Raw genomic sequence first — 23,444 nt, 5'->3', positions numbered from 1 at the left:
CGGACTCCCTGCTGTCGGCAGGACGCGACAAGACTTGTTATGATTGAATCTTTCAGAGGAGACATGATGAGCCTGTCCATGTATACCGCCTCGGTCCCGGCATTCCGCCGCATGCTCGGCAGCCTCGCCGCGCTGCTGGAAACCGCCGAGACCCATGCCCAGCAACACAAGTTCGAGCCGGCCGCCCTGCTGCAGGCGCGCCTGTTCCCGGATATGTTCCCGCTAATTAAGCAGGTGCAGGTCGCGAGCGACTTCGCCAAGGGCGCGAGCGCGCGCCTGGCCGGCCAGGACGTGCCGCGCTACGAGGACAACGAGCAGACCTTCGCCGAGCTGCAGCAGCGCATCACCAAGACCCTGGGCTATATCGATTCGCTGCCGCAGGAAGCGTTCGATGGCGCCGACACGCGCCCGGTCACCCACGGGGCGGGCGAGCGCGCCCGCCATTTCGACAGCGGCGACGCTTACCTGACGGGTTTCGTGCTGCCGAACTTCTACTTCCACGTGACGACCGCCTACGCCATCCTGCGCCACAACGGCGTGCCGATCGGGAAGCGCGATTTTTTGGGCGTGAGTTAACCAGAACCGCAGACCAGCCCACGCGTTCAACCCACGCGTGCGCAGCCCGAACGCGTCATATTACGTATTCCGCCGAGGATACCCCTGCGCCAGAATCCGCACCCACACCCGTTCCTTGTCCTCGTCGCTCATCGACACCCAATGGGCCACCTCGGCCACGGTCCGCCCGCAGCCCCGGCAGACGTCGTCGAAGGTCGTCGAGCACACCGCCACGCAGGGCGTATCCGCCCGCTCCGGCACCTTGCCCGGCCCGGCGGGATCAGCGTGCCGGGCCGACATCGAGCTTGTCCCAGCCGTCATGGCCCAGTTTTTCCATGGTCTCGATATTCTTCTCGAAGATCTCGGCCGCCTCCGGGAAGGCCTCGACCGCGCGGTCGATGCTGTCTTCGCGCAGCAGGTGCAGGATCGGGTAAGGCGCGCGGTTGGTGTAGTTCGCGATGTCGTTGGGGTCGCTGTCCGCGAACTGGTAGTCCGGGTGAAAGCTGGCCACCTGCAGCTCGCCGTCCAGCTGCATGTCCTCGACAGCGGCATCGGCCACGTCCAGGAACTCGTTGTAGTCCTCGAAGTCGTTCAGCACGAAAGGATGGATCAGCAGGGTCGTGTCGACCTCCTCGGCCGGGGTGTCGGACAGGCGCTGGAGCTCGTCCATCAATTGCTCGAGCAGCGCTTCCGGAGTGGTCGCACTCGACACCACGTAGCGCACCTGCTCCTTTATATAGACAGCCTTGGCAAAGGGACAGAGGTTCAGGCCGATGACGGCCCGTTCCAGCCAGCGGCGGGTGGCGGCAATGACCGCGTCGTCGTTGGGGTTCGGTTGTGCAGTGCTCATGGTGGCTCGTTCTGAAATGCGGGAAGCGAAAAGCCGGATTGTACGCACTCTTTGCGTGCCCTCATAGGTCGAGACCCCGGCAGACCTGGTCTAGCCCCTGAGGCATGCGCGCATGCCGCATGCATGCACAGGATTTCCGGAACAGGCAAGCCGGGCGGCACCATCGCCTCATACGCCTAATGTCGCGATCAGCGGCCAATTTCAGGGCATCTTTCATGTTCGCGATGTCAATTTACGAGAGTGGTAGCAGGAAAATAATTTGTAACGAGAGGGTTTTACTTCTTGACGTGTAAGAGCATGCCTACTTAAACTGCTTCCTTACCTAGTCCGTTCGTTCCTGGACGCAACACTGGAAAGCGATGCACGATATGATCCGAAAGACCTTAGCGACTGCCGCGCTGGCCCTGTTGGCCGCCCCGATGACCTACGCGATCGAGACCGCCCCAAGCGCCCCAGTGGCGACCGCGGCGCCTGTAAGCTCCGCAGCGAATCTCCGCCCTGCCCTCGCGACCGCGCCTGGCCTGCTGAAGGCCGACGAATTCAAGGAAACCGACGTCTGGGGCCGCATCCGCAGCGGTTATGCGATCCCCGATATCGACAACAGCCTGGTTGCGCGCCACACCAAGGGCTATAGCGCCCACCCGGACAGCCTCAAGCGCATTTCGGGCCGCGCCTCGCTCTATCTCTACCACGTGGTACAGGAACTCGAAAAGCGCGGCATGCCGACCGAACTGGCGCTGCTGCCCGTGATCGAATCCGCCTTCAACCCGCAAGCCCTGTCCACCGCCAGCGCTGCCGGCCTGTGGCAGTTCGTGCCGGGCACCGGCAAGGACTACGACCTCAAGCAGAACATGTTCAAGGACGAGCGGCGCGGCGTGCTGGCCTCGACCGATGCCGCCCTGACCTATTTGCAGCGTTTGTACACCATGTTCGGTGACTGGCAGCTGGCCCTGGCAGCCTATAACTGGGGCGAAGGCAATGTACAGCGCGCCATCAAGAAGAACCAGGCGCTGGGCAAGGGCACCGATTTCGAAAGCCTGGCCGAGCTGATGCCGCTCGAAACCCGCAACTACGTGCCGAAGCTGCAGGCAGTCAAGAATATCGTCGCCAACCCGGCCCAGTACAACATCGCCCTGCCGGCGATCGACAACCAGCCGTATTTCACCGCCGTGGACAAGACCAGCGACATCGACGTCGCCGTCGCCGCCCAGCTGGCGGAAATGTCGCTCGACGAATTCCGCGCCCTGAACCCGCAGTTCAAGAAGCCGGTCATCACCGGCGGCGAGAAGACCAAGATCCTGCTGCCGAAAGAAAACGCCGAAAAGTTCCACCTGAACCTGGCGCAATGGGGCCGCAACCTGTCCACCTGGACCACGCACAAGATCACCGGCGCCCGCGTCTCGATCGCCTCGCTGGCCTCGAAGTTCGGCACGACCCCGGAAATCATCCGCCAGGCCAACAACATCCCGGCGAAGTCGACCTTCAAGGCCGGCTCGACCATCTTGGTGCCAAAGGTCTCGGCCTCGAATGCCGGCGACATCGCCGAGAACATCATCGACAATGCCGTGGTGGCCTTCGAAGCCGAACGCAGCAGCAGCAAGCGCGTCAAGGCGTCCGCAGGCTCGCGCTACAAGGCCAAGGCCGAAGCCCGCAGCTCTTCCAAGGGCGGCCGTATCGCCCGAAATACCACCTCGAAGCGCAAGCACCGCTGATCCTCCCCAAGGCCGGCCCCGCGCCGGCCTTGTCCCCACCTGCACTTCTGAACAGCTGCGTGCAGACTTTTCCAAACTGTTGTATAGTGTCGTTTGTGCGCTGCAATAGAACGTCCGAACAGACTGGACGCAGCAGTTGATTCGTCGACTTAGCAAGCAGCATCACAAGTAACAAACAAGCAGCATCGCAACCCTTGGCGACAAATTGGTCGCCCCCCATAAAGCCCTCCCGCCCTGTGTGTCAGCACCAAGACACCGTCCCGGCGCAAAGCTTTTGTGCCGAAATTTCTTTCTATTCTGAGTCATTTCGTAGTGTTGGTTCGCGTTGCTATTTTGCGCACGTCTCTTTGACACGCGTGATCACGATTTAATTCGAAAGTAAAATCCACATGAGTTTTGAAGCACTAGGTTTACACGCGTCCCTCGTCAAAGCAGTTGCCGTCGCCGGCTACACCCAGCCGACCCCGGTGCAGGAGCAGGCAATCCCTGCCGCCATCGCCGGCCGCGACCTCTTGGTGTCGTCGCAGACCGGTTCGGGCAAGACCGCAGCCTTCATGCTGCCCGCCCTGAACAAGCTCGCCAATGCCGAGCAGGCCGACGCTGCCCGTACCACTGCGCAAAGCGCGCAATCGGCGCGTGCCCGCGGCGAAAAAGTCCGTTTCACCGCAGCCCAGCCGAAAATGCTGGTCCTGACCCCGACCCGCGAGCTGGCACTGCAAGTGACCAGCGCGACCGAGCAATATACCTCCGACATGCGCCGCATCCGCGCCGTGTCGATCCTGGGCGGCATGCCTTACCCGAAGCAGATGCAACTGCTGGCCAAGAATCCTGAGATCCTGGTTGCCACCCCTGGCCGCCTGATCGACCACATGGAATCGGGCAAGATCGACTTCTCGCAGCTGGAAATCCTGGTGCTGGACGAAGCCGACCGCATGCTGGACATGGGTTTCATCGACGACATCGAGAAGATCGTCGCCGCGACCCCGTCGTCGCGCCAGACCATGCTGTTCTCGGCAACGCTCGACGGCGTCGTCGGCAACATGGCGCGCCGCATCACCAAGGATCCGCAGACGATCCAGATCATGAGCGCGGCCAACCGCCACGAGAACATTACCCAGCGCGTGCACTTCGTCGACGACCTGTCGCACAAGAACCGCCTGCTGGACCACCTGCTGCGCGATGAATCGGTCGACCAGGCTGTCGTCTTCACCGCCACCAAGCGTGACGCCGACACCATCGCCGACCGCCTGAACATCGCCGGCTTCGCTGCCGCTGCGCTGCACGGCGACATGCACCAGGGCGCGCGTAACCGCACCCTGGACAGCATGCGCCGCGGCCAGGTGCGCGTGCTGGTGGCGACCGACGTTGCCGCCCGCGGCATCGACGTCCCGACGATCACCCACGTGGTGAACTACGACCTGCCAAAGTTCCCTGAAGACTATGTGCACCGTATCGGCCGTACCGGCCGTGCCGGCCGCAATGGCCTGGCGATCTCGCTGGTGAACCACGCCGAAGGCATGAACGTGAAGCGCATCGAGCGCTTCACCAAGCAGCTGATTCCGGTCAACGTCGTGGAAGGCTTCGAGCCGAAGCGTTCGGCGCCTGCCCGCACCGGTGCTCGCCCAGGCTGGAAACCAGGCGACGGCCGCAATGCCGCACCGAGCAAGCCAGGCCAGCGCAGCTTCGCCAAGCCGGGCGCTCCACGTGAAGGCGGTTACGCCGATCGTGCAGCCCGTCCAGCCGACAGCCGTTATGCAGACCGTGGCCCGCGTGAAGGTTTCGGCGCAGCGCGCGAAGCCGGCCGTGCACCAGTAGCCGGCGCCCCGCGCGAAGGCGGCTACCGTGGCGCCCGCACGGAAGGCGCACCACGCCGCGACAGCGGTTTCGCCAAGCCATCGGCGCATCCGCGTTCGGGCGACGGCGTGCGCCGCACCTTCGGCGAGTATTGATCGCTGACACGGGGGAGCACCAGCTCTCCCAGGAAAAACGGCTGCCTCGGCAGCCGTTTTTTTTCGCCTGTCGATTCCAGCAAGCGCCTCCTCCCCGCCCATGCTGCCGAATCCGCATTCGCCGGCATCAAGGGCTGCCGGCCCGGGCGGCGGCGTATAATCGCGTTCTTTCTTCATTCGCAAGAGCAGCCAGTGCGCAAGCGCATCCTCATCGTCAGTCCCGCCAGCGCGCGGGAAAACAATGGCAACTGGCAGACGGCCAGCCGCTGGGCGCGTTTCCTGCGCGGGACGCACGACGTGCAGATTGCAGGCGACTGGTCCGCAGGCGAGGCGCCGCCCGACCTGATGGTGGCCCTGCACGCGCGCCGCTCGGCCGCGCCGCTGGCCGCCTTCACCGGCGCGCATCCCGGCCGGCCCTCGGTGCTGGTGCTGACGGGAACGGACTTGTACCGCGACATCGACACGATTCCTGAAGCCGGCGCGTCCCTGGTGCGCGCGCAGGCCCTCGTGCTGCTGCAGCCCGCGGGCATGGAGCTGCTGCCACCCGCGCTGCGCACCAGGGCCCGTGTCATCTACCAGTCTGCGCCCCAGCTGCGCCCCCACCGCCGCACGGGCGGCGAACGCTACGCCGACATCTGCATGCTCGGCCACCTGCGCGACGAAAAAGACCCGCTGACCTTCATGCGCGCGGCGGGCCTGGTCACCGCGCCAGCCGCCCGCTTGCTGCATATCGGCAGCGCGCTCGATCCGGCGCTGGGCGCTGCCGCCGACGCCGCGCAGGCAGAGAACCCTCGCTACCGCTGGCTCGGCGCCCTGCCCCATGCTAGAGCGCGCCAGCGCCTGAAGCGCTGCCATGCGATGGCGATCACGTCAACCATGGAAGGCGGCGCCAACGTCATCATCGAAGCCGTCACCTGCGGCGTGCCGGTGCTGGCCTCGCACATCAGCGGCAACCGCGGCATGCTGGGCGAGGACTATGCCGGCTATTTCGCGCCAGGCGACGCGGCCGCGCTGGCGGGCCTGATCGACCGCTGCGTCAAGGACGCGCAGTTCGACGCCCTGCTGCGGCGCCAGTGCGCGGCGCGCGCCGCCCTGTTCGCCCCCACCCTCGAGCAAGCGGCGCTGCGCGAACTGGTGGATAATCTCCTCCTTGCCGCGCCCGGCGCGCACCTACCAACGACTGGATAAGCCCATGAACACGACGCCTGAACAACCCATCAAACTGACCTCCTTCTCGCACGGCGGCGGCTGCGGCTGCAAGATCGCGCCCGGCGTGCTGGCCGAAATCCTGGGCAAGTCGAAAGGCTTCCCGATCCCGAAGGAGCTGATGGTAGGCATCGAGACCGCCGACGACGCCGCGGTCTACAAGCTCAATGACGAGCAGGCCCTGATCGCCACCACCGATTTCTTCATGCCGATCGTCGACGACCCCTTCGACTTCGGGCGCATCGCCGCCACCAATGCGATCTCGGACGTGTACGCAATGGGCGGCACGCCGATCATGGCGCTGGCCCTGGTCGGCATGCCGGTCAATAAGCTGCCTTTGGCGACCATCGGCGACATCATCCGCGGCGGCGAGTCGATCTGCGCGGAAGCCGGCATCCCGATCGCGGGCGGCCATACCATCGACTCGGTCGAGCCGATCTACGGCCTGGTGGTGCTGGGCCTGGTGCATCCGTCCAAGGTCAAGCGTAATGCCGACGCGCGCGCGGGCGATGTCCTCATCCTCGGCAAGCCGCTCGGCGTGGGCGTGCTCTCGGCCGCGCTGAAAAAAGACGCCCTGGGTCCGGACGGCTATGCGGCGATGATCGCCAATACCACCAAGCTGAACAAGCCGGGCAAGGCGCTGGCCGAGATGGAAGGGGTGCATGCGCTGACCGACGTCACCGGTTTTGGCTTGCTGGGCCACTTGCTGGAACTGGCGCGCGGCGCCAAATTATCGGCCTGGCTCGAGATGGGCCGGGTGCCACTGCTGCCGAACGTGCTGCGCCTGGCCCAGGACGGCTTCTTCACCGGCGCGTCCGGCCGCAACTGGGACGCCTACGGCAAGGACGTGACCCTGCGCGCCGCCGTCACCCCGGCGCAACAGGCGCTGCTGACCGATCCGCAAACCTCGGGCGGCCTGCTGGTGGCCTGCGACCCGGCCAGCGTCGACGAGGTCATGGCGCTGTTTGCGCGCGAAGGCTTTGCTGATGCCGCCATCATCGGCAGCATGGGCGAAGGCGAGGCGCGCGTCACCGTCATTTAAGGACCGGCAGGCCCCGCCCAGCGCGGCGGCGACGCCGGCAAACTACTCTGCTGCCTGTCCATCGATGTCCGCCTGCGACGGGTCGTAATCCACCGCCGAATAAATCGCCGACCCGGCCGGCTGCCCGACGGTGCGCGCAATGAGCCCGCCCAGCCTGATCGACATGATGGAATGGCCTCGCGCTCAGCGCGTGCGGCGCTGCGGGGCCGACAGCTCGCCGATGCCGTCGACCTGCAGGCGGCCCAGGCGGAACAGCCCGCCATCCCCGCCCTCGTGCGCGGCCTCCGGTCGGCGCACCGGCAGCGGCTTGCGCAGTGACAGCGCGACCGCGCTCAGGGCCACCAGCACCAGCAGCAGCAAGACCAGCGCGAGGGCGACCGGCAGGGGCAGGACGAAGGCGACAGTTTGGCTCATGACATCTCCCGATGAGGTTGATCTCGCGCTCGATTAACTTGGCGCAAGCGCCTACTGTGCCACCGCAAGAAATACGAGAAATTGATGAAGCGCAACCAGTTGCAAACAGGAAGGTTCAGGTGGGCGGGTGGGTGATGAGGGGCTCGGGCGGCTGGTTGGCACGGCCCTGCCCGACCCGCTCGTATTCGGCGATCACCTGGGCGCCGAGCAGCAGCAGGGTGGCCGCGATCTCGAGGCTGAACATCACCACGATGGCGGTCGTCATCGAGCCGTAGACGACGTTCACCTGCGACAGGGTCGAGAAATACCAGACCAACACGTGGCGCGCGACTTCCCAGAGCAAGGTCGCGGTGACGCCGCCGATCAGCGCATGCCAGACGGACAGCCGGCCCACCGGCATCACCAGGTAAATCGAGGTCAGCACCAGGATTTCGCCTAGCAGCCCCAGCAGGTAGAGCAGCACCCCGGAAACGCCGTTGAGCGACCACTGGTAGCCGAACAGCCAGACGCTTTCCTGGCCCATCACTTCCAGGGTGCCGGCGACCAGGGTGACGATCATGACGCCGAAGCCCAGCGCCAGGATGTAGCAGTAAGGCAGCACGGCCGACACCAGGAAATGGCGGCGCGTGATTTCGACCCGGTGCTTGAAGATCACGCTCATCGCGTTTTCCAGCACGGTGAAAGCAAACGAGCTGAAGAACAGCATGGTCCCGCCCAGCAGCCAGGTGATCAGGTCGCGGTTTTCCAGGAAGTTCGCCACCTCGCCCACGATCGAGTCGGACTGGCCCGGCATCAGGAGCTTCAAATAGCGGTGCAGGGTCTCGAGCAGCTCGCCTTGGGGGATGAAATGCGACAGCGCCACCACCACCAGCATCAGGAAGGGCACGATCGACAGCAGCGCGTAATAGGCGACGGCGCCGGCCAGCAGCAGGCCCTGGTTGGCGCGGAAACCGCGGATCACCTGCAGGGTGAATGCCAAGGGGTGGGCCAGGATATGCGCGTTTGCACGCTGGTCGAGCAGGTGCTCGCGCCAACTGCGGCGGCTCATCGGGCCAGCCTGATCCCGGTGAACTGCCAGCGGGCACCTGTCGGGAAAAAGTTGCGGTAGCTGGCACGCGCATGGCCATCGGGCGTGGCGCAAGACGAGCCGCGCAGCACGTACTGGTTGACCATGAACTTGCCGTTGTATTCGCCGATGGCGCCCGGCGCCGGGACATAGCCGGGGTAAGCCGCATAGCTGCTGCTGGTCCACTGCCAGCAGGCGCCAAACATCTGCTGCAAGCCGTCGCCGTTGGCCGCAGCCGGATGCAGGGCCCCGCCGGCGAGCGCCGCCTGGCGCGCGGCGAATTCCCACTCGGCTTCGGTCGGCAGGCGCGCGCCGCGCCAGCGTGCGTAGGCATCGGCCTCGTAGAGCGACAGATGGGTCACCGGGCGCTGCGCATCGAGCGGCTGGATGCCGTGCAGGGTGAATTCGTCCCAGCCACGGCTGCCGTCGCCGATCCAGTACAGCGGATGCTGCAGCTCGCCCGTGCAGACGCGGTCCCAGCCCTCGGCCAGCCACAGCGCCGGGTCGCGGTAGCCGCCGGCCTCGATGAATTCGCGGTATTCGCCATTGGTGACCAGGCGCGAGGCCAGCTCGAAGGGCGCGATATAGGTGCTGTGGCGCGGCAGCTCGTTGTCGAAGCAAAAGCCGTCGCCTCCATGGCCGATCTCGGCCAGGCCGCCGTCGAATTCGATCCATGACGAGGCCGCATGCGGCACACCCGCTTCCATGTCTTGCGGGGCATACGCCGGGAACATCGGGTTCTGGGCCAGCAGGTGCTTGACGTCGGTGAGCATCAGCTCCTGGTGCTGCTGCTCATGCTGCAGGCCGAGCTCGACGAGCTTGCCGATGGCAGGGTCGGGCTGGCCCGCCGCCAGCCGGGCGACGCGGCGGTCGACGTCGGCGCGGTAGGCACGCACTTCGTCCAGCGAAGGCCGCGTGAGCAGGCCGCGCTGCGGGCGCGGGTGCTTGGCGCCGATGCCGTTGTAATACGAATTGAACAGCACCCGGAAGGCCGGGTGGAAGGGAGCAAAGTCCGCCTCAAACGGCTCCAGGATGAAGGTCTCGAAGAACCAGGCCGTGTGTGCCAGGTGCCACTTCACCGGGCTGGCGTCCGGCATCGATTGCGCGCAGCAGTCTTCGCTTGACAGGGGCGCGGCGATCTCGAGCGAGCGGGCGCGCACCCTTTCATAAGCGTGCATGAGGTCTTCGCGCTGCCCGATACCCATCAGTGGACCACCTTTGCCTGCGTGCGTGCGTGCGCATGCGCGTGGATCACCGCGAACCAGCGCTGCGGGTCGGTCCAGACGTGGGTGGCCTCGAACCCGGAACGCTCCAGCAGCGCGATCGCGTCGGCCTGCCGGTATTTGTAGCTGTTCTCGGTGTGGATGGTCTCGCCCGCCTGGAAGCTGCGGCCGCCGCCCGTCCAATGCACCTCCTGGGCGCGGGTTGCTTCCAGGTGCATTTCGACGCGGCCGCGCGCTTCATTATAGAAGCCATGGTGGCGCCATGCACGAACGTCGAAATCGGCCCCGATCAGGTGGTTCACGTGGCGCAGCGCATTGAGGTTGAAGGCGGCGGTCACGCCCAGCGCGTCGTCGTAGGCGGCGTCGAGGATGGATTTCTCCTTGACCAGGTCGATGCCGATCAGTACCGCGCCATCGTCACCGCATTGCCGGCGCAGGCGGCGCAGGAAGCCCTGGGCTTCGTCGGGCGTGAAATTGCCGAGGGAAGAGCCCGGATAGAAGAACAGGCGGCGCTCGGCCCTTACCGTCGGCGGCAGCTCGAAGCGGCTTGAAAAATCCATGCCCAGCCCTTCCATGGCAATCTGCGGGAAACGTTGGCGAAGGCGCAGCAGGGCGTCGTTCAGGAACTCGGCCGAGATGTCGATCGCGACATACTGGCTTGGGGCGAGCAGCGGGAACAGCGCGGCCGCCTTGGAGCAGTTGCCGGCGCCGAGGTCGACCAGGGTGGTGCCGGAGCCCGCGACCCGTGCGATCTCGGCGCCATGGCGCGCGAAGATAGCAGCCTCGGTGCGGGTCGGGTAATACTCGGGCAGTTCGCAAATGGCTTCGAACAGCTTGGAGCCGAGCGCGTCGTACAGGAATTTGGGCGAGATCCACGCATCGGGAGCGTCGAGCCCGGCATGCAGTTCGTCTGCGACGTGGGCATTGGCGGCGCGCGGCGGATCTTGCGTGCAGGAGGTGTGCATAAGCGTTATCATTCGTGCCGCCACTTCGCACCATGCGTCATGGCAAAGGGGTTACCGCTTCGAAGTTGCCGATTTGGCTATCATAGCGGAATACGGTTTTTTACCGCTTTCGCGTGGCGCGCAAACGTGGCGTGCGGCGTGAATGCCTCCGCTTCATCCCATTTCCAAAATTCAATGAGAAAGCCCGACATGACTTCGTTTTCGCCTTCGCGTGTCCTGAAATCCCTGTTCGCCGCCACCGCTACTGCCGGCCTGATGTTCGCCGCCGGCGGCGCATATGCCCAGAACACCCCGGGCGTGCTGCGCGTCTCGGCCATTCCCGACGAAGCGCCGACCGAGCTGCAGCGCAAGTTCAAGCCGCTGGGCGACTACCTGGCCAAGGCGACCGGCCTGAAGGTCGAGTTCACCCCGGTCACCGACTACGCCGCTTCAGTCGAAGGCCTGGTCAACCGCAAGATCGACATGGTCTGGTTCGGCGGCTTCACCTTCGTCCAGGCGCACGAGCGCAGCAAGGGCATGGTCACGCCGCTGGTGCAGCGTCTTGAGGACGAAAAATTCCGCTCGGTCTTCATCACCACCAACCCGGCCATCACCAAGCTGGACGACCTGAAGGGCAAGACCCTGTCCTTCGGTTCGGAATCGTCGACCTCGGGCCACCTGATGCCGCGCTCCTTCCTGCTGCGCGCCAAGATCAACCCGGACACCGACCTCAAGCGCATCGCTTTTTCGGGCGCGCATGATGCCACCGTCGCCGCGGTCGCGGGCGGGAAGGTCGATGCGGGCGCGCTGAACATTTCGGTCTGGGACAAGCTGGTCGAAGCGAAAAAGGTCGATCCGAAAACCGTGCGCGTGTTCTACACTACCCCCGGCTATTTCGACTACAACTGGACGGTCCGCAGCGACATGAATGCCGCGCTGAAGAAGAAGATCACCGACGCCTTCCTGGCGCTGGACGCTTCGACTCCCGAAGGCAAGGAAATCCTGGAACTGCAGCGCGCTACCAGATTCATCCCGACCAAGGTCGCGAACTACGCGGAAATCGAAGCCGCCGCCCGCAACGCCGGCCTGCTGAAGTAAGCGCTGTCCAGCCTCGACGATGACTTACAGGCTCGCCCAACTCACGGTACGCCACCTGGTGGCGGGGGCCGGCGTCGCCCCTGCCCTGCAGGCGCTCGACCTGGTCATCGAACCGGGCGAGCAGCTCGCCCTGATCGGCCCTTCGGGTGCCGGCAAGACTACCCTGCTCGCCACCCTCGCCTGCGCCCACAAGCCGGGCGAAGGCAGCTTCTCCGTCTTTGGCCAGGACCCGTGGACCCTGTCGCAGGCTGCCCGCCACCGCCTGCGCGCGCGCCTGTTCCTGGCGCCGCAGACGCCGCCGCTGCCGCCGCGCCAGCGGGTGGTGACCACGGTGCTGGCCGCGCGCCTGCCGCACATGGGTTTCTGGCAGGCCTTCGCTTCGCTGGTGCGCCCAAGTGACCCCGATGCCGCCCACGCCGCCCTGGCCCGCTTCGGCCTGGGCGACAAGCTGTATGCCCGCGTCGATCGCCTGTCCGGCGGCGAGCGCCAGCGCTGCGGCCTGGCGCGGCTGATGCTGTCCAGCGCCGAAGTCTTGCTGGTCGACGAGCCGATCTCCGCGCTCGACCCGGCCCTGGCGCAGCACACCCTGGCTACGCTGCAGCAGGAAGCCGGCGCGCGCCGCGCCACCCTGGTGTGCAGCCTGCACCAGGTCGAGATGGCGCGCGCCCACTTCCCGCGCCTGGTCGGCCTGCGCGACGGCCGCATCGTGTTCGACCTGCCGCGGGAAGCGGTAACCGATGCCATGATCGCGGCACTCTACGACAACGAACACGTGCAGCCGGCGTCCATGCATGCGCACGAATCGCCGGACCGGATCGCGGTCGGCGCTTGCTTCTGATGGGCTTCGCACGAACGGGACCTGCGCACCCGGACCCGGCCTGGCGCGGGCGCGTCATGGCAACCATCGTCTGCCTGGCCTTGCTGTGGCCAATGCTGGTGGCCAGCGAATTCAAGCCCTGGATCCTGTTCGATCCGCAAAGCCTGGCGGCCGCCGGCATGTTCTTGTCCGATTTCCTGCGCCCGGCGCTGGGCGCGGAATTCCTGGCCATGGTGCTGCGCGCGACCTGGCAGACGGTCGCCATCGCCACCGCGGGCCTGAGCCTGGCGCTGCTGGGGGCGATTCCCGCCACAATCATGATCACCGGGCGGCTGTCGGTATCGCTCCTGGGCACCAATCGCATGCGCCCGGTGTCAAGGCTCATCCGCCAGCTGCTGCGCTGGGTGCTGGTGCTGCTGCGCAGCGTGCCGGAACTGGTATGGGCGCTGCTGTTCGTGCGCATCGCCGGACTGGGCCCGACCGCGGGCGTGCTGGCGATTGCCCTGACCTATTGCGGCATGCTGGCCAAGGTGTATGCCGAGATCCTCGAGTCGAGCGACGCGCATGCCACGGACACGTTGCTGGCCAATGGCGCCGGGCGCCTGCCGGCGCTGCTGTATGGCGCGCTGCCGGCATCGTCGGCCGAACTGGTGTCCTACACCGTCTACCGCTGGGAGTGCGCCATTCGCGGCTCGGCGGTGATGGGTTTCGTCGGCGCAGGCGGCCTGGGCCAGCGCATGGACGAATCGACCAAGATGATGGCCGGCGGCGAAGTGGCCACCATGCTGGTCATGTTCGTGCTGCTGGTGGCCCTGGCCGACCTCGTGTCGAAACTGCTGCGCCGGAGGCTGGGATGACGCTAACAGTGCCCCCGCCGCCGCCACGCTCGCCCGGCACGATCCTGCTGCTGGCCGGATTGGCGTCGCTGGTGGTGGCCAGCTTCGCCTCGCTGCCCCTGCAATGGGCCGCCTTCTTCGCGCCGGAAGCCCTGGGCTCGGCGGCCGAATTCCTGGCCGGCTTCTCTCCGCCCGATACCGCGCCCGCTTTCCTGGCCAAGACCTTCGGGGCGCTGTGGGAGACGCTGGCCATGTCCCTGATCGGCACGCTGCTGGCGGTGGCCGGTGGCCTGGCGCTGGCCTTGCCGGCGTCCGGCCGCATGGGCGGGGCCTCGCGCGGCGCCATCCGCGCCCTGCTCAATGTCCTGCGCTCGATCCCGGAACTGGTGTGGGCTTCGCTGCTGCTGGTGGCGGCCGGCCTCGGACCCTTTACCGGAACCCTGGCGCTGGCCGCGCACACGACCGGCGTGCTGGGGCGCCTGTTTGCCGACGCGCTGGAGAACGTCGAACCGCTGCCGGAAACCACCCTGCGCACGAATGGCGCGGCGCCGCTGGCGGCCTTCCTGTACGCCGCCCTGCCGCAGGCGCTGCCGCAGATGCTGTCGTACGCGCTGTACCGGTGGGAGAACAATATCCGCGCCGCGGCGGTGCTGGGCGTGGTCGGGGCCGGAGGCCTGGGCCAGATGCTCAAATACCATCTGTCGCTATTCCAGATGCAGAGCGCGGCCACGGTGGTGATCGCGATGCTGCTGCTGGTGGCCATGGTCGACGCGGCCAGCTTCGCGCTGCGCCGCGCCCTCACCCGTTAAGCCTGGAAAGCCGATGCTCGTCCTCGACAATTTGAGCAAATCCTATGGCGGCCGCGTGGTGCTCGCCAGCCTGTCGCACAGCTTCCAGGGCGGCGAGTTTGTCGCCATCATGGGCGAATCAGGGGTGGGCAAGTCGACGCTGCTGAACCTCGTCGCGGGACTGGACGCCCCCGACAGCGGCCAGGTGATCGTGGACGGCACGCCGATGTCCGCGCTCGACGATGCCGCCGCCACCCGCCTGCGCCGCACCCGCATGGGCTTCATCTTCCAGGCCTTCCACGTGCTGCCCCACCTGACGCTGCGCCAGAACGTGGCGCTGCCGCTGCTGCTCAACCGGGAACCTGCCGACCGCGCCGACCAGATGCTGGAGGCGGTTGGATTGGGAGGGCGCGGCGAGGATTTCCCGCGCCAGCTCTCGGGCGGCGAACTGCAGCGGGTCGCGATCGCGCGCGCCCTGGTGCACCGCCCCGCCCTGCTGCTGGCCGATGAACCGACCGGCAACCTCGATCCCGAGACCGCCGCGGTCATCCTCGGCCTGCTGCGCCATGAAACCCGCGCCAGCGGGGCCGGTGCCATCATGGTCACCCACTCCCATGCCGCGGCCGCCATGGCCGACAAGGTGCTGGTCTTGAGTCGTTCCGGATTGAAATTAGCGTAAATTCCGCGAAGAAAGACCCAAATTCGGCGGTTTTGCGTTATACCCGTGAATCGTGCGTGACGTAATCGTAGTAATATCACAACGACCCGCCACCGAATAAGTGAACAAGAGCCAGGGCTTCCTCCAGAACAATCGGTTTGTCCCGAATCCATGTTTTCAAAATTCGGAGAAGCAACATGAGCGTACGACAGAAAAAACAGGAAATGCTCGCCGCTATGCATCGGGCCCGTGCAATGGAACCGCCGAGCTTTGTGCCCAACAAGCTACTGGACACGCTGATCGAGCGCATGCAGCTCAAGAACGACGCGGAGCTGTGCCGCGTGCTCGAGGTGCAGCCGCCGATCATCAGCAAGATCCGTCACCGCAAGCTCAATGTGGGCGCCACGATCCTGCTGCGGATGCACGAAAAATCGAACATCCCGATCCGTGAACTCAAGGAGCTGACCAGCGCCCCCATTCACTGATCGCTAGCCCGCTGCCGGCGGCCGCCCCGTTTTCAGCTGGGGCAGCGCCGCCAGCACCGCCTTGAGCGTGGCGATGTCGACCTGTCCCAGCAGGGCCACGCCCACGCGCAGCAGTTCACTCTTCTTGACGTCGACGCCGGCGCGCAGGCAGGCCCCCTTCACCTCGGCCAATACCGCGTATTCCTGCTCGGGCATGGTGAAGCTGTCGCGCACCAGCACCGGGCGCGCCGCCATGATGGTTTGCGGCGCCGTCGCCTGGAGCGCCGGCGCCCTGCGCACGGCTTTCCTTGGTGCGGGGTTCGACAGCGCTTTCGCTGCGGCTTTCACGGCAGTCTTGATGCCGGGCCTGGCGACTGGTTTGGCGACCGGTTTTGCGGCGGGTCTGGCAGCAGGCTTGACAGCCGGTTTTGCACGCTTGACCAAGGCGCTCTTGGCAGCGCGGGCCGGGGCTTTCGCCGTCTTGACTGGCACCGCTTTCGCGCGCGTTCCTGCTTTCGCTGCCGCTGCAACAGCGGCCGACTTCCTGGGCATTACCGACTCCATCATTCAACAAGCTAAACAATATAGTCGATTTGGGCCTGGACTGCCAGGCACCGCGCAGCTTCAGACCATGCGGGCGAACGCCGGCAGCCCCGGTGACAGGGCGAGACTACGCCGGTGCAGGTCCCACAGCGCGCCCACGCGCAAGCCGGCATGCACCGGCACCGTCTCGCCAATGCCGCACTCCTCCATCAGTGCCAGCAGCAGCGCCAGCCCGCCGGCCAGGTGGGGCGCACGTGCGGCAGGCGCCCAGGCCAGGCGCACCCGCGCGACGTGGCCGGTTTCGACGAAGCGCCGCCGCAGTCCGTAAAGGCTTTCGAGCGTCAGCCGCCCGTCCGCGATTCCTTCTTCCAGCACGATTTCGGCGAGCGCGCGCACGGTGCCGCAGGCGCCATACGCGATCGGCGGGTGGCGCCCGGCAAGCGTCGTCTCGGCAAAGCGGCTGCGCCCGGAGCGCACCGCGGCATCGAAACCGGCGGCATCGATGCGGCCGTCGGCGAAAAAGCTCAGGCTCTGGCGCACCGCGCCCACCGCAAAGGATTCGATGCACTCGATGGCCGGGCCGCGGCCCAGCACCAGTTCGGTCGAGGCGCTGCCGATGTCGAGCACCAGGCGCCGGTGCCCGTCGTCGTCGCCCAGGGTGCTGGCCACGCCCATGTAGACCAGGCGCCCGGCCTCGTCGTCGCCAATCAGTTCGATCGGACGGCGCAGCACGACTTCCGCGGCGGGCAGGAACACGCTCGCATTGCGCGCCAGGCGCAGGGCCGAGGTAGCAACGACGCGTACCGCCTGCGGGCGCCAGGACTCGAGGGTCTCGGCGAAGGCGCGCAGGCAGGCCAGCGCCCGGCGCAGGGCGGCCTCGCACAGGCTGCCGTCTTCTTCGAACGAAGCGGCCAGGTCTACCCTCTCGCACAGGCTGGCATCGAGCAGCAGTTCGCCGCCTTCGATGCGTCCGACGTGCAGGCGGAAACTGCCGGAGCCGAGTTCGACGGCGGCGTAGCGCGGAAGGTCCGGCGGTGTGATGGGCATGAAAGCTCCTGCTGCAAGAAAGCCGCAGGATACGTCCGCAATATGACGGCGATGTGACCGGCCCGTGAGGCTTGCGGCGCTAGGCCTTCAGGCCTCGACCGGGCTGGGCACCGCCTGGCTGACCCGGTTGCGCCCGCCGCTCTTGGCAGCCTGCAGGGCGTCGTCGGCGCGCTGGAACAGGGTCACGGTGCTGTCTTCCGGGCGCAGCACGGTCACGCCGAAGCTGGCGGTCATCGTGATCAGGGCCCGTTCGCTCTTGACCGGGGTGCTGGCAATCGCGGCGCGGATGCGTTCGGCCACGAGCAGGGCTTCATCGACGTTGGTGCGCGGCAGCAGGATCGCGAATTCGACGCCGACCAGGCGGCCGACCAGGTCGGAATCGCGCAGCTGGCGCTTGCACAGCTCGACCACGTTGCGCAGCACGGCGTCGCCGGCCGGATGGCCGTAGCTGTCGTTGACGCGCTTGAAGCCGTCCAGATCCAGCACCACCAGCGCGGTCGGCAGCCCCGGGCGGCGCGCCAGCGCCATCCAGGGCGCCAGGGCATGGAAGAAGCTGCGCCGGTTCGGCACATTGGTCAGCGGGTCCACCAGTTCCAGGCGCGCCAGTTCGCGCCCGGCGCGCTCGCGCCCGAGCAGCAGCATGCCGAAGCCGTTGGCCAGCATCAGGACGTAGAGCGCGGCGCTCGAGAGCTGGCGCAGCAGTTCGCTCGACAGCCAGCGCCAGCCGCCCGGCAACACCAGCACCGACAACCCGCGCAGGGCCACCACCAGGGCCAGCACGGCGGTGAGCAGCGCCAGGAAGCGCTGCAGCAGGCTGGCGCTGCGCCAGTTCGAGGCCAGCGCGATCGCGCCCAACAGGTAAAAAACGCCGAGCAGCAGCGACGAGGCGACGCTGCGCAGGCCCTGCTCGTCGATCAGGTAACAGATGAAGAAAGCGAAGATCCCGAGCGCGGCCGCCAGCAGCATCGGGCGGCGCCAGCCTTCGTGGCCATTGGTTTCCCAAGCCGCGCCGGCTTCGATCGCGACGCCGGCGAACAGCAGCGCATAGCCGCCCGGCAGTGCCAACGGCTCGGGCACCACGCCGAAGCCGCCCAGCGCCAGCAGGGTCCAGGCCCCGGCCTGCACCTGTTTCGACAGCGCCCAGGCGGCCAGCGCAGGCGGGCGCACCGGGCCATGGTCGTAGAAGGTCAGCACGGCGCACAGGGCCAGGTTACCCAGGGCCAGCACCAAGACCATCGTGGTCGCGTCGAGGTTCGTCATCGTTCGGGGTCCAGCGGCTTAGTATTCGTGTTCGACACGCTGGGTGCCGTCGCCGACCTTGCTGGCCCAGGCACGCGTAAAATAATCCTGCTCCTCCGGGTTGGGCGCCGCATGCCAGAACACGATCAGGGTGCCCTTGTGGTCGTGCAGCTGGGTCAGCTTCTCGACGAAGCCGGTATTGCCGGCATGCTCGGCCATGGCCATTGCGTAGCCGTACACGCGCTGCAGGCGCTCGATCCGGTCGGGCTCGGTCAGGGCGTTGGTGGCGGTAATGGAGGGATGGTCCAGGAACATGGGATCTTCCAGTTGTTCGAATGGTCAGCTTATCAGAAAGCGATGCTTCGCAACAAGCTGCGTCGAGTGCCTTTCCCTTCCCGGCACCGATGCGCCGCCATCATGGCGCGCATTTCATCCCTTACACTGGCCGCATGCCCGAACCGCGCAACCATCTTTCCCCGCCTGCCCCGATCGTCACGACCGTGGGCGACCGGCGCACCCTGGAATTCACGCCCGGCGACATCCAGAGCGAAATGCGGCTGTCGCGTCCTTGTGCGCTGGTGCTGGGCTATGCGCGCGCCATGATGTGCTTCGCGCTCCTGGTGCCGCGCCCGCGCCATATCGTGATGGTGGGCCTGGGCGGCGGCTCATTCGTCAAGTTCTGCCACCGCCATTTCCCTTGGGCGCGCCTCACGGTGCTGGAGGTGCGCGCCGACGTGATCGCGCTGCGCGGGCAGTTCCAGGTGCCGCCCGACGACGCCCGGCTGCGCGTGCTGCACGTCGATGCCGCCGTTTGGCTGTCCGGGCAGGACGCGATGGCCGACGTGCTGCTGGTCGATGGCTTCGACGCCGCCGGCCTGCCCCCCGCCCTGTCCAGCGCGGGCTTTTATGCCGACTGCAGGCGGGCCCTGCGGCCAGGCGGCGTGCTGGTAGCGAATATCTTTACCTATGATCCCGGCTATGTGACCGCGGTGCAACGCCTGCACGGCGCATTCGGCGGCGCCGTTTGTTGGCTGTCAGGCATGGCCGGCAACAACCAGATCCTGTTCGCGCAGCGCCCGCGGCATCCCGACGCCGCGCCCGGGCGCGCCCTTCGGCTCCTGCGCGACGCCCTTGGCAACCGGGGCCTGGGTGCGGCCCTGCCCAACCGCCTGCTGGCGCGGCTGGTGGTGGCATGGCTGGCCCGGCGCGGCAGGTCTGGAGCGGATTGACCCGCTGCTGGCGCGTGGATGCGGCCCATGCATACGACATTTCGTTTGCGGAAAACCACGCGCGTGTGACACACTTCACGTATTGATGCCTATCGGCAAGCCTTATCTCGTCACCATCCGGATCATTCCAATGCCGCGTCGCCTGCCCTTGTCGCTTACCCTCGCGGCGGCCCTTACGCTCGGGGGCGGCCTCGCCGTATCCGGCGCCCTGTTCCTGGGTGTCAGCCACCTCGAATACGAAAACATGGCGCTGGCCTTTGCCCAGCGCTCCAATGAGCGCGTCGCGGCGGTGCGCCAGGGCGTGAACCAGGCAGTCGAGCTTCTTACCGTCACCAACCAGTTGTTCGCCCGCGGGGAACCGGTCAGCCGCGAAAGTTTCCGTGACTTCACGGCGGCCCTGCTCGAGCGCCACCGCTATATCCAGGCCTTCAATTTCCACCGCTCGGTGCCGGGCGAGGCGCGTGCCGCCGTCGAAGCCGAGCTGCAGCGCATCCGGCCGGGCACCGTATTCACCGAACTCACGCCCGCCGGCCTGAAGCCCGCGCCAGTACGGGCGCGCTACCACATCGTCGACTACATCGAGCCGCTCGCCGGCAACGAGCGCGCCTTCGGCCTGAACATCACCGAAAACCTGCAGGTGATGAGCGCGCTCGAGATCGCCCGCGGCGAAGGCCGCGCCGCCGCCACCGACCTGTTCCGGCTGGCGCAGGACCCCAGCCACCAGCCGGCTTTCCAGCTGATCATGCCGGTGCTGGACCGCCAGGGCGTGCTGGCCGGCGATACCGCGGTCGTGATCCGCGGCCCAGAACTGGTGCGCGCCTCGCTGGCAGGCGCCGACCTGCTCGATTCGCGCGACATCTTCGTGTCGGTGTATGCAGGCGAACGCACCGGGCCCGAGGCCCTGCTGTTTTCCACCGGCGACACCCGCAAGCCGCCCGATAGCTGGCTGACCGGTTTCGTGGGCTCTGCGCACACCGGCCACAGCAGCGACCTGCTGCGCATCGCCGGCAAGATCTGGCGGATCGAAGTGGCGGCCGCCCCGCGTCCCTTCCTCCCGGACCACATGGCCTCGACCGCCCTGCTGGTCGGCGGCATCCTGATGACCGTAATGAGCACCGCTTTCGTGCAGGCTTCCGGCCGGCGCGCGCGCAAGGTCCAGCAACTGGTGCGCCAGCGCACCGCCGACTTGCGCCGAACCAACCGACGTTTGGTGGAAGACATGGCCGCGCGCGAACGCGCCGAGCGCGCCCTGCAGCAAAGCGAGCAGCGCTTCCGCCAGCTGGTATCGATGTCCTCCGACTGGTACTGGGAACAGGACCGCGAGCTGCGCTTTACCATGGTCACCGGCGGCTTCACCGAAAAAGCCGGCGTCGCCGTGGAAAGCCTGCTGGGCAAGACGCGCTGGGAATACGTGCCGGCCCTGCTCGAATCCGAGCAGGGGCGTGCCCACATCGCCCAGGTGCGCGCCCACGAACCCTTCGCCAACCTCGAATACCAGGTCATCGATCAGCACGGTGACACCCGCTGGTTCTGCGTGCACGGCCAGCCGGTGTTCGACGATGGCGGCGCCCTGATGGGCTACCGCGGCACCGGCAGCGACATCACCGAGCGCAAGCTCACCGAGCAGCGCGTGCACCACGTGGCCCAGCACGACGTGCTCACCGGCCTGCCGAACCGCTCGCTCCTGCAGGACCGGCTTGGCCAGGCGATCGCCTACGCCAACCGCAGCGGGCGCGCGATGTGGGTCATGCTGATCGACCTGGACCGCTTCAAGTTCGTCAACGACTCAATGGGCCACAAGGCGGGCGACGTGCTGCTGATGACGGTGGCGGCGCGCTTGAGCTCGTCGCTGCGCGACACCGATACCGTGGCGCGCCTGTCGGGCGACGAATTCGTCGTGATCCTCTCCGAGCAGCACGACGCGCCGCTGTCGAGCGACATCGTGCAGCGCGTGATGGATTCGGTGGCCCAGCCGGTCATGCTCGGTCCCAAGGAATTCTTCGTCACCTGCTCGATCGGAGTGGCGGTCTACCCGAGCGAAGGCACGCCGGCCGACAGCCTGATCGAGCACGCCGACATCGCGATGTACAGCGCCAAGAAGCTCGGCCGCAACAACTTCCAGTTCTACACCCCGGCCATGAACGAGGAGTCGATGGAGCGGGTGCGCATCGAAAGCGCGCTGCGCAACGCCCTCGAGCGCAACGAATTCGTGCTGCACTACCAGCCCCAGGTGGACCTGAAGACCGGCCAGATCGTCGGCATGGAAGCCCTGATCCGCTGGAAGCACCCGGAGCTGGGCATGGTGCCCCCTGGCCGCTTCATCGGCATTGCCGAGGAAACCGGCCTGATCGTGCAGATCGGCGCCTGGGTGATGCGCACCGCCTGTGCCCAGAACAAGGCCTGGCAGGATGCCGGCCTGGGCAAGCTGCGGGTGGCGGTGAATTTGTCGGCGCGCCAGTTCGGTGCGCCCGACTTGATCGCCGGGCTCGAATCGGTGCTGCTTGATACCATGCTGGACCCGGACTGCCTCGAGATCGAGCTAACCGAGAGCCTGTTCATGAGCGACGTCACCCCGGCGGTGGAACTCCTGCACCGGATGAAGTCGTTGGGGGTGAACCTGTCGATCGACGATTTCGGCACCGGCTTCTCGAGCCTGTCCTACCTGTCGCGCTTCCCGATCGACGTGCTCAAGATCGACCGCTCCTTCGTTGCCGACATCACCATTGACGCCAACGATGCGGCGATCGTCACCTCGATCATTGGCCTGGCCCACAACCTGAAGCTGGCGGTGATCGCGGAAGGCGTCGAGACCCTCGAGCAGCTCGACTACCTGCGCAGCCACGGCTGCGACGAGATACAGGGCTATTACTTCAGCAAGCCGCTGCCGACCGACGAGTTCGAAGCCATGCTGCGCCGCCGCCATTGCCTGCCGGCGCCCCACCAGCGCGAGCCTGAACCGGCCCTAGCTTGATGCAGATCGGCCGTGAATTGATAAATATCTAATCTAATTACATAAAAAGCTATTTATTTATAGCTAATCACTATCGTTGGTCTTAGAATACCTGTGTCTCTTTGGCAATCTTGGACCTACGGATATATATGATGATGAATGACACGGCTGACGTGGCCGTTGCTGCAAACCCAGCCGCGGCTCGTCGGCAGCGCACCGACAGCCGCACGCGCGACCTGATCAACCAGGCCATCGCGTCGGTACCGACCCTCGGGCTGCAGCGCGCAGCCGAATTCCTGGCGACGATGAACGTGCCGGCCGAAGTGGCGGTGCGGGTGCTGGTATATCCGAACCGGCGCCGCGCCAACTAAAGCAGGCGCGGCCCGGCTGTGACGGCAGCGTCTAGCGGCGCTGTTGTTCCTGCTGCTGGGTGATGTCGGCCAGCGATTCGCGGCCGCGCTCGGTCAGCGCATGGCCGCCGCCCTCGATCGGAGCGATATGCGACTTGGCGCTCAGGAAACGGGCGACGTCGTTGTCGATTGCCGCCGCAGGGTCGGTGGCCAGCGCCGTCAGGGCGTGCACGCAGCGGCGCAGGAACAGCACGGTCTGCCCCTTTTCCGTCAGGGCAATGCGCCCGTCGCGGGTAAATTCCATCATCTTCAGTCCCGACAGGCGCTTGGCATTGCGTCCCACGCAGGCACCCGGGGAATCGCGCTTGACACCACGGCGCACCAGCTCGAGTGCGTCGTATTCGTCCGTCGTCAGTTGTTCGTTCTTCATTCCTGCTTTCTTCAATCTAGGCGCGCCATGGTAA

The 23,444-nt window shown here is 66.4% G+C and carries 26 protein-coding genes; 14 read left to right on the top strand and 12 right to left on the bottom strand.

Translation table 11 applies throughout. The annotated features are described in order from the left end of the window. Nucleotides 1-66: 66 nt before the first annotated feature. Nucleotides 67-576, top strand: a complete 510-nt coding sequence (locus tag AC56K1_RS09625) for a DUF1993 domain-containing protein (RefSeq protein WP_497157621.1) — start codon at nucleotides 67-69, stop codon at nucleotides 574-576. A 60-nt stretch (nucleotides 577-636) separates the two neighbouring features. On the opposite strand, the gene AC56K1_RS09620 is transcribed toward AC56K1_RS09625, so the two are convergent. Together AC56K1_RS09620 and AC56K1_RS09615 are read right to left on the bottom strand one after the other, a co-directional pair. Then, nucleotides 637-855: a DUF1289 domain-containing protein gene (locus AC56K1_RS09620; protein ID WP_497157620.1), complete on the bottom strand. Its 219-nt coding sequence runs from the start codon at nucleotides 853-855 to the stop codon at nucleotides 637-639. Then, a complete protein-coding gene (locus AC56K1_RS09615; RefSeq protein WP_497157619.1) occupies nucleotides 836-1,405 on the bottom strand; it encodes a DUF1415 domain-containing protein in 570 nt (189 codons plus the stop codon). The genes AC56K1_RS09620 and AC56K1_RS09615 overlap by 20 nt, the downstream gene beginning before the upstream one ends. 359 nt (nucleotides 1,406-1,764) lie before the next feature. On the opposite strand from AC56K1_RS09615, the gene AC56K1_RS09610 reads away from it, so the two are divergent. The 4 genes from AC56K1_RS09610 (at nucleotide 1,765) to selD (ending at nucleotide 7,314) form a co-directional block, all read left to right on the top strand. Further along, nucleotides 1,765-3,117, top strand: a complete 1,353-nt coding sequence (locus AC56K1_RS09610) for a transglycosylase SLT domain-containing protein (protein WP_497157618.1) — start codon at nucleotides 1,765-1,767, stop codon at nucleotides 3,115-3,117. A 389-nt stretch (nucleotides 3,118-3,506) separates the two neighbouring features. After that, on the top strand, nucleotides 3,507-5,066 hold the full coding sequence (locus AC56K1_RS09605; protein ID WP_497157617.1) for a DEAD/DEAH box helicase: 1,560 nt from the start codon (nucleotides 3,507-3,509) through the stop codon (nucleotides 5,064-5,066). 192 nt (nucleotides 5,067-5,258) lie between these two features. Continuing rightward, nucleotides 5,259-6,254: a selenoneine biosynthesis selenosugar synthase SenB gene (senB, locus tag AC56K1_RS09600; protein ID WP_497157616.1), complete on the top strand. Its 996-nt coding sequence runs from the start codon at nucleotides 5,259-5,261 to the stop codon at nucleotides 6,252-6,254. A gap of 4 nt (nucleotides 6,255-6,258) precedes the next feature. Then, nucleotides 6,259-7,314, top strand: coding sequence for a selenide, water dikinase SelD (selD, locus tag AC56K1_RS09595; RefSeq protein ID WP_497157615.1), 1,056 nt, complete (start codon nucleotides 6,259-6,261; stop codon nucleotides 7,312-7,314). A gap of 42 nt (nucleotides 7,315-7,356) precedes the next feature. On the opposite strand, the gene AC56K1_RS09590 is transcribed toward selD, so the two are convergent. The 5 genes from AC56K1_RS09590 to egtD all read right to left on the bottom strand — a co-directional run bounded on the left by AC56K1_RS09590 (nucleotide 7,357) and on the right by egtD (nucleotide 10,982). Further along, on the bottom strand, nucleotides 7,357-7,479 hold the full coding sequence (locus AC56K1_RS09590) for a hypothetical protein (RefSeq protein ID WP_497157614.1): 123 nt from the start codon (nucleotides 7,477-7,479) through the stop codon (nucleotides 7,357-7,359). A gap of 18 nt (nucleotides 7,480-7,497) precedes the next feature. After that, entirely contained in the window at nucleotides 7,498-7,728 is a 231-nt protein-coding gene (locus tag AC56K1_RS09585; protein WP_497157613.1) for a hypothetical protein, read from the bottom strand. A 115-nt stretch (nucleotides 7,729-7,843) separates the two neighbouring features. After that, on the bottom strand, nucleotides 7,844-8,776 hold the full coding sequence (locus tag AC56K1_RS09580; RefSeq protein WP_497157612.1) for a YihY/virulence factor BrkB family protein: 933 nt from the start codon (nucleotides 8,774-8,776) through the stop codon (nucleotides 7,844-7,846). Then, nucleotides 8,773-9,999, bottom strand: a complete 1,227-nt coding sequence (gene egtB / locus AC56K1_RS09575; RefSeq protein WP_497157611.1) for an ergothioneine biosynthesis protein EgtB — start codon at nucleotides 9,997-9,999, stop codon at nucleotides 8,773-8,775. Before egtB ends, AC56K1_RS09580 begins: the two co-directional genes overlap by 4 nt. Continuing rightward, nucleotides 9,999-10,982, bottom strand: a complete 984-nt coding sequence (gene egtD, locus AC56K1_RS09570) for an L-histidine N(alpha)-methyltransferase (RefSeq protein ID WP_497157610.1) — start codon at nucleotides 10,980-10,982, stop codon at nucleotides 9,999-10,001. The genes egtB and egtD overlap by 1 nt, the downstream gene beginning before the upstream one ends. 189 nt (nucleotides 10,983-11,171) lie before the next feature. On the opposite strand from egtD, the gene AC56K1_RS09565 reads away from it, so the two are divergent. From AC56K1_RS09565 to AC56K1_RS09540, 6 genes are all read left to right on the top strand, one after another. Beyond that, nucleotides 11,172-12,059, top strand: coding sequence for a putative selenate ABC transporter substrate-binding protein (locus tag AC56K1_RS09565; RefSeq protein WP_497157609.1), 888 nt, complete (start codon nucleotides 11,172-11,174; stop codon nucleotides 12,057-12,059). A gap of 19 nt (nucleotides 12,060-12,078) precedes the next feature. After that, nucleotides 12,079-12,897, top strand: a complete 819-nt coding sequence (locus AC56K1_RS09560; protein WP_497157608.1) for a phosphonate ABC transporter ATP-binding protein — start codon at nucleotides 12,079-12,081, stop codon at nucleotides 12,895-12,897. Next, the gene (locus AC56K1_RS09555; protein WP_497157607.1) at nucleotides 12,897-13,733 is read left to right on the top strand and encodes a PhnE/PtxC family ABC transporter permease; all 837 of its coding nucleotides are present in this window, start codon (nucleotides 12,897-12,899) and stop codon (nucleotides 13,731-13,733) included. Before AC56K1_RS09560 ends, AC56K1_RS09555 begins: the two co-directional genes overlap by 1 nt. Then, complete coding sequence (gene phnE / locus AC56K1_RS09550) at nucleotides 13,730-14,521, top strand: phosphonate ABC transporter, permease protein PhnE (protein ID WP_497157606.1); 792 nt, start codon at nucleotides 13,730-13,732, stop codon at nucleotides 14,519-14,521. The genes AC56K1_RS09555 and phnE overlap by 4 nt, the downstream gene beginning before the upstream one ends. Before the next feature lie 13 nt (nucleotides 14,522-14,534). Then, nucleotides 14,535-15,179 (top strand): ABC transporter ATP-binding protein, encoded by a 645-nt coding sequence (locus tag AC56K1_RS09545; RefSeq protein WP_497157605.1) that lies wholly within the window; start codon nucleotides 14,535-14,537, stop codon nucleotides 15,177-15,179. 176 nt (nucleotides 15,180-15,355) lie between these two features. Then, complete coding sequence (locus AC56K1_RS09540; RefSeq protein ID WP_497157604.1) at nucleotides 15,356-15,643, top strand: hypothetical protein; 288 nt, start codon at nucleotides 15,356-15,358, stop codon at nucleotides 15,641-15,643. Nucleotides 15,644-15,646: 3 nt separating this feature from the next. On the opposite strand, the gene AC56K1_RS09535 is transcribed toward AC56K1_RS09540, so the two are convergent. From AC56K1_RS09535 to AC56K1_RS09520, 4 genes are all read right to left on the bottom strand, one after another. Next, nucleotides 15,647-16,174 carry a hypothetical protein gene (locus AC56K1_RS09535; RefSeq protein WP_497157603.1) on the bottom strand — a complete coding sequence of 176 codons (528 nt, stop codon included), beginning with the start codon at nucleotides 16,172-16,174 and terminating at the stop codon, nucleotides 15,647-15,649. Between the two features lie 72 nt (nucleotides 16,175-16,246). Continuing rightward, nucleotides 16,247-17,212, bottom strand: coding sequence for a Ppx/GppA phosphatase family protein (locus AC56K1_RS09530; RefSeq protein ID WP_497157602.1), 966 nt, complete (start codon nucleotides 17,210-17,212; stop codon nucleotides 16,247-16,249). 87 nt (nucleotides 17,213-17,299) lie between these two features. Beyond that, the gene (locus tag AC56K1_RS09525; protein ID WP_497157601.1) at nucleotides 17,300-18,472 is read right to left on the bottom strand and encodes a GGDEF domain-containing protein; all 1,173 of its coding nucleotides are present in this window, start codon (nucleotides 18,470-18,472) and stop codon (nucleotides 17,300-17,302) included. Between the two features lie 18 nt (nucleotides 18,473-18,490). Continuing rightward, nucleotides 18,491-18,766 carry a hypothetical protein gene (locus AC56K1_RS09520; RefSeq protein ID WP_497157600.1) on the bottom strand — a complete coding sequence of 92 codons (276 nt, stop codon included), beginning with the start codon at nucleotides 18,764-18,766 and terminating at the stop codon, nucleotides 18,491-18,493. Between the two features lie 134 nt (nucleotides 18,767-18,900). On the opposite strand from AC56K1_RS09520, the gene AC56K1_RS09515 reads away from it, so the two are divergent. From AC56K1_RS09515 to AC56K1_RS09505, 3 genes are all read left to right on the top strand, one after another. Continuing rightward, nucleotides 18,901-19,680 carry a class I SAM-dependent methyltransferase gene (locus tag AC56K1_RS09515; protein WP_497157599.1) on the top strand — a complete coding sequence of 260 codons (780 nt, stop codon included), beginning with the start codon at nucleotides 18,901-18,903 and terminating at the stop codon, nucleotides 19,678-19,680. A 130-nt stretch (nucleotides 19,681-19,810) separates the two neighbouring features. Further along, nucleotides 19,811-22,651, top strand: a complete 2,841-nt coding sequence (locus AC56K1_RS09510) for a bifunctional diguanylate cyclase/phosphodiesterase (protein WP_497157598.1) — start codon at nucleotides 19,811-19,813, stop codon at nucleotides 22,649-22,651. A 128-nt stretch (nucleotides 22,652-22,779) separates the two neighbouring features. After that, on the top strand, nucleotides 22,780-23,001 hold the full coding sequence (locus AC56K1_RS09505; protein ID WP_497157597.1) for a hypothetical protein: 222 nt from the start codon (nucleotides 22,780-22,782) through the stop codon (nucleotides 22,999-23,001). Nucleotides 23,002-23,032: 31 nt separating this feature from the next. Here AC56K1_RS09505 and AC56K1_RS09500 read toward each other — a convergent pair whose 3' ends face one another. Continuing rightward, nucleotides 23,033-23,410, bottom strand: coding sequence for a hypothetical protein (locus tag AC56K1_RS09500; protein ID WP_497157596.1), 378 nt, complete (start codon nucleotides 23,408-23,410; stop codon nucleotides 23,033-23,035). Between the last annotated feature and the right edge of the window lie 34 nt (nucleotides 23,411-23,444).

Source organism: Telluria sp. ZB4P37, from assembly GCF_059685855.1.
Note: the sequence above shows the minus strand (reverse complement) of the source record. Positions and strands in the feature narration are given on the sequence as shown.

Excerpts from the sequence above, each read along its gene's own strand:
- egtD (WP_497157610.1), bottom strand. The coding sequence starts at position 10,982 with ATGCACACCTCCTGCACGCAAGATCCGCCGCGCGCCGCCAATGCCCAC.
- AC56K1_RS09510 (WP_497157598.1), top strand. The coding sequence starts at position 19,811 with ATGCCGCGTCGCCTGCCCTTGTCGCTTACCCTCGCGGCGGCCCTTACG.
- AC56K1_RS09565 (WP_497157609.1), top strand. The coding sequence starts at position 11,172 with ATGACTTCGTTTTCGCCTTCGCGTGTCCTGAAATCCCTGTTCGCCGCC.
- AC56K1_RS09555 (WP_497157607.1), top strand. The coding sequence starts at position 12,897 with ATGGGCTTCGCACGAACGGGACCTGCGCACCCGGACCCGGCCTGGCGC.
- AC56K1_RS09585 (WP_497157613.1), bottom strand. The coding sequence starts at position 7,728 with ATGAGCCAAACTGTCGCCTTCGTCCTGCCCCTGCCGGTCGCCCTCGCG.
- AC56K1_RS09500 (WP_497157596.1), bottom strand. The coding sequence starts at position 23,410 with ATGAAGAACGAACAACTGACGACGGACGAATACGACGCACTCGAGCTG.
- AC56K1_RS09560 (WP_497157608.1), top strand. The coding sequence starts at position 12,079 with ATGACTTACAGGCTCGCCCAACTCACGGTACGCCACCTGGTGGCGGGG.
- AC56K1_RS09625 (WP_497157621.1), top strand. The coding sequence starts at position 67 with ATGAGCCTGTCCATGTATACCGCCTCGGTCCCGGCATTCCGCCGCATG.
- selD (WP_497157615.1), top strand. The coding sequence starts at position 6,259 with ATGAACACGACGCCTGAACAACCCATCAAACTGACCTCCTTCTCGCAC.
- AC56K1_RS09605 (WP_497157617.1), top strand. The coding sequence starts at position 3,507 with ATGAGTTTTGAAGCACTAGGTTTACACGCGTCCCTCGTCAAAGCAGTT.
- AC56K1_RS09535 (WP_497157603.1), bottom strand. The coding sequence starts at position 16,174 with ATGCCCAGGAAGTCGGCCGCTGTTGCAGCGGCAGCGAAAGCAGGAACG.
- AC56K1_RS09530 (WP_497157602.1), bottom strand. The coding sequence starts at position 17,212 with ATGCCCATCACACCGCCGGACCTTCCGCGCTACGCCGCCGTCGAACTC.
- AC56K1_RS09615 (WP_497157619.1), bottom strand. The coding sequence starts at position 1,405 with ATGAGCACTGCACAACCGAACCCCAACGACGACGCGGTCATTGCCGCC.
- AC56K1_RS09610 (WP_497157618.1), top strand. The coding sequence starts at position 1,765 with ATGCACGATATGATCCGAAAGACCTTAGCGACTGCCGCGCTGGCCCTG.
- AC56K1_RS09545 (WP_497157605.1), top strand. The coding sequence starts at position 14,535 with ATGCTCGTCCTCGACAATTTGAGCAAATCCTATGGCGGCCGCGTGGTG.
- AC56K1_RS09515 (WP_497157599.1), top strand. The coding sequence starts at position 18,901 with ATGCCCGAACCGCGCAACCATCTTTCCCCGCCTGCCCCGATCGTCACG.
- AC56K1_RS09580 (WP_497157612.1), bottom strand. The coding sequence starts at position 8,776 with ATGAGCCGCCGCAGTTGGCGCGAGCACCTGCTCGACCAGCGTGCAAAC.
- AC56K1_RS09590 (WP_497157614.1), bottom strand. The coding sequence starts at position 7,479 with ATGTCGATCAGGCTGGGCGGGCTCATTGCGCGCACCGTCGGGCAGCCG.
- AC56K1_RS09525 (WP_497157601.1), bottom strand. The coding sequence starts at position 18,472 with ATGACGAACCTCGACGCGACCACGATGGTCTTGGTGCTGGCCCTGGGT.
- phnE (WP_497157606.1), top strand. The coding sequence starts at position 13,730 with ATGACGCTAACAGTGCCCCCGCCGCCGCCACGCTCGCCCGGCACGATC.
- AC56K1_RS09540 (WP_497157604.1), top strand. The coding sequence starts at position 15,356 with ATGAGCGTACGACAGAAAAAACAGGAAATGCTCGCCGCTATGCATCGG.
- AC56K1_RS09520 (WP_497157600.1), bottom strand. The coding sequence starts at position 18,766 with ATGTTCCTGGACCATCCCTCCATTACCGCCACCAACGCCCTGACCGAG.
- AC56K1_RS09505 (WP_497157597.1), top strand. The coding sequence starts at position 22,780 with ATGATGATGAATGACACGGCTGACGTGGCCGTTGCTGCAAACCCAGCC.
- AC56K1_RS09620 (WP_497157620.1), bottom strand. The coding sequence starts at position 855 with ATGTCGGCCCGGCACGCTGATCCCGCCGGGCCGGGCAAGGTGCCGGAG.
- egtB (WP_497157611.1), bottom strand. The coding sequence starts at position 9,999 with ATGGGTATCGGGCAGCGCGAAGACCTCATGCACGCTTATGAAAGGGTG.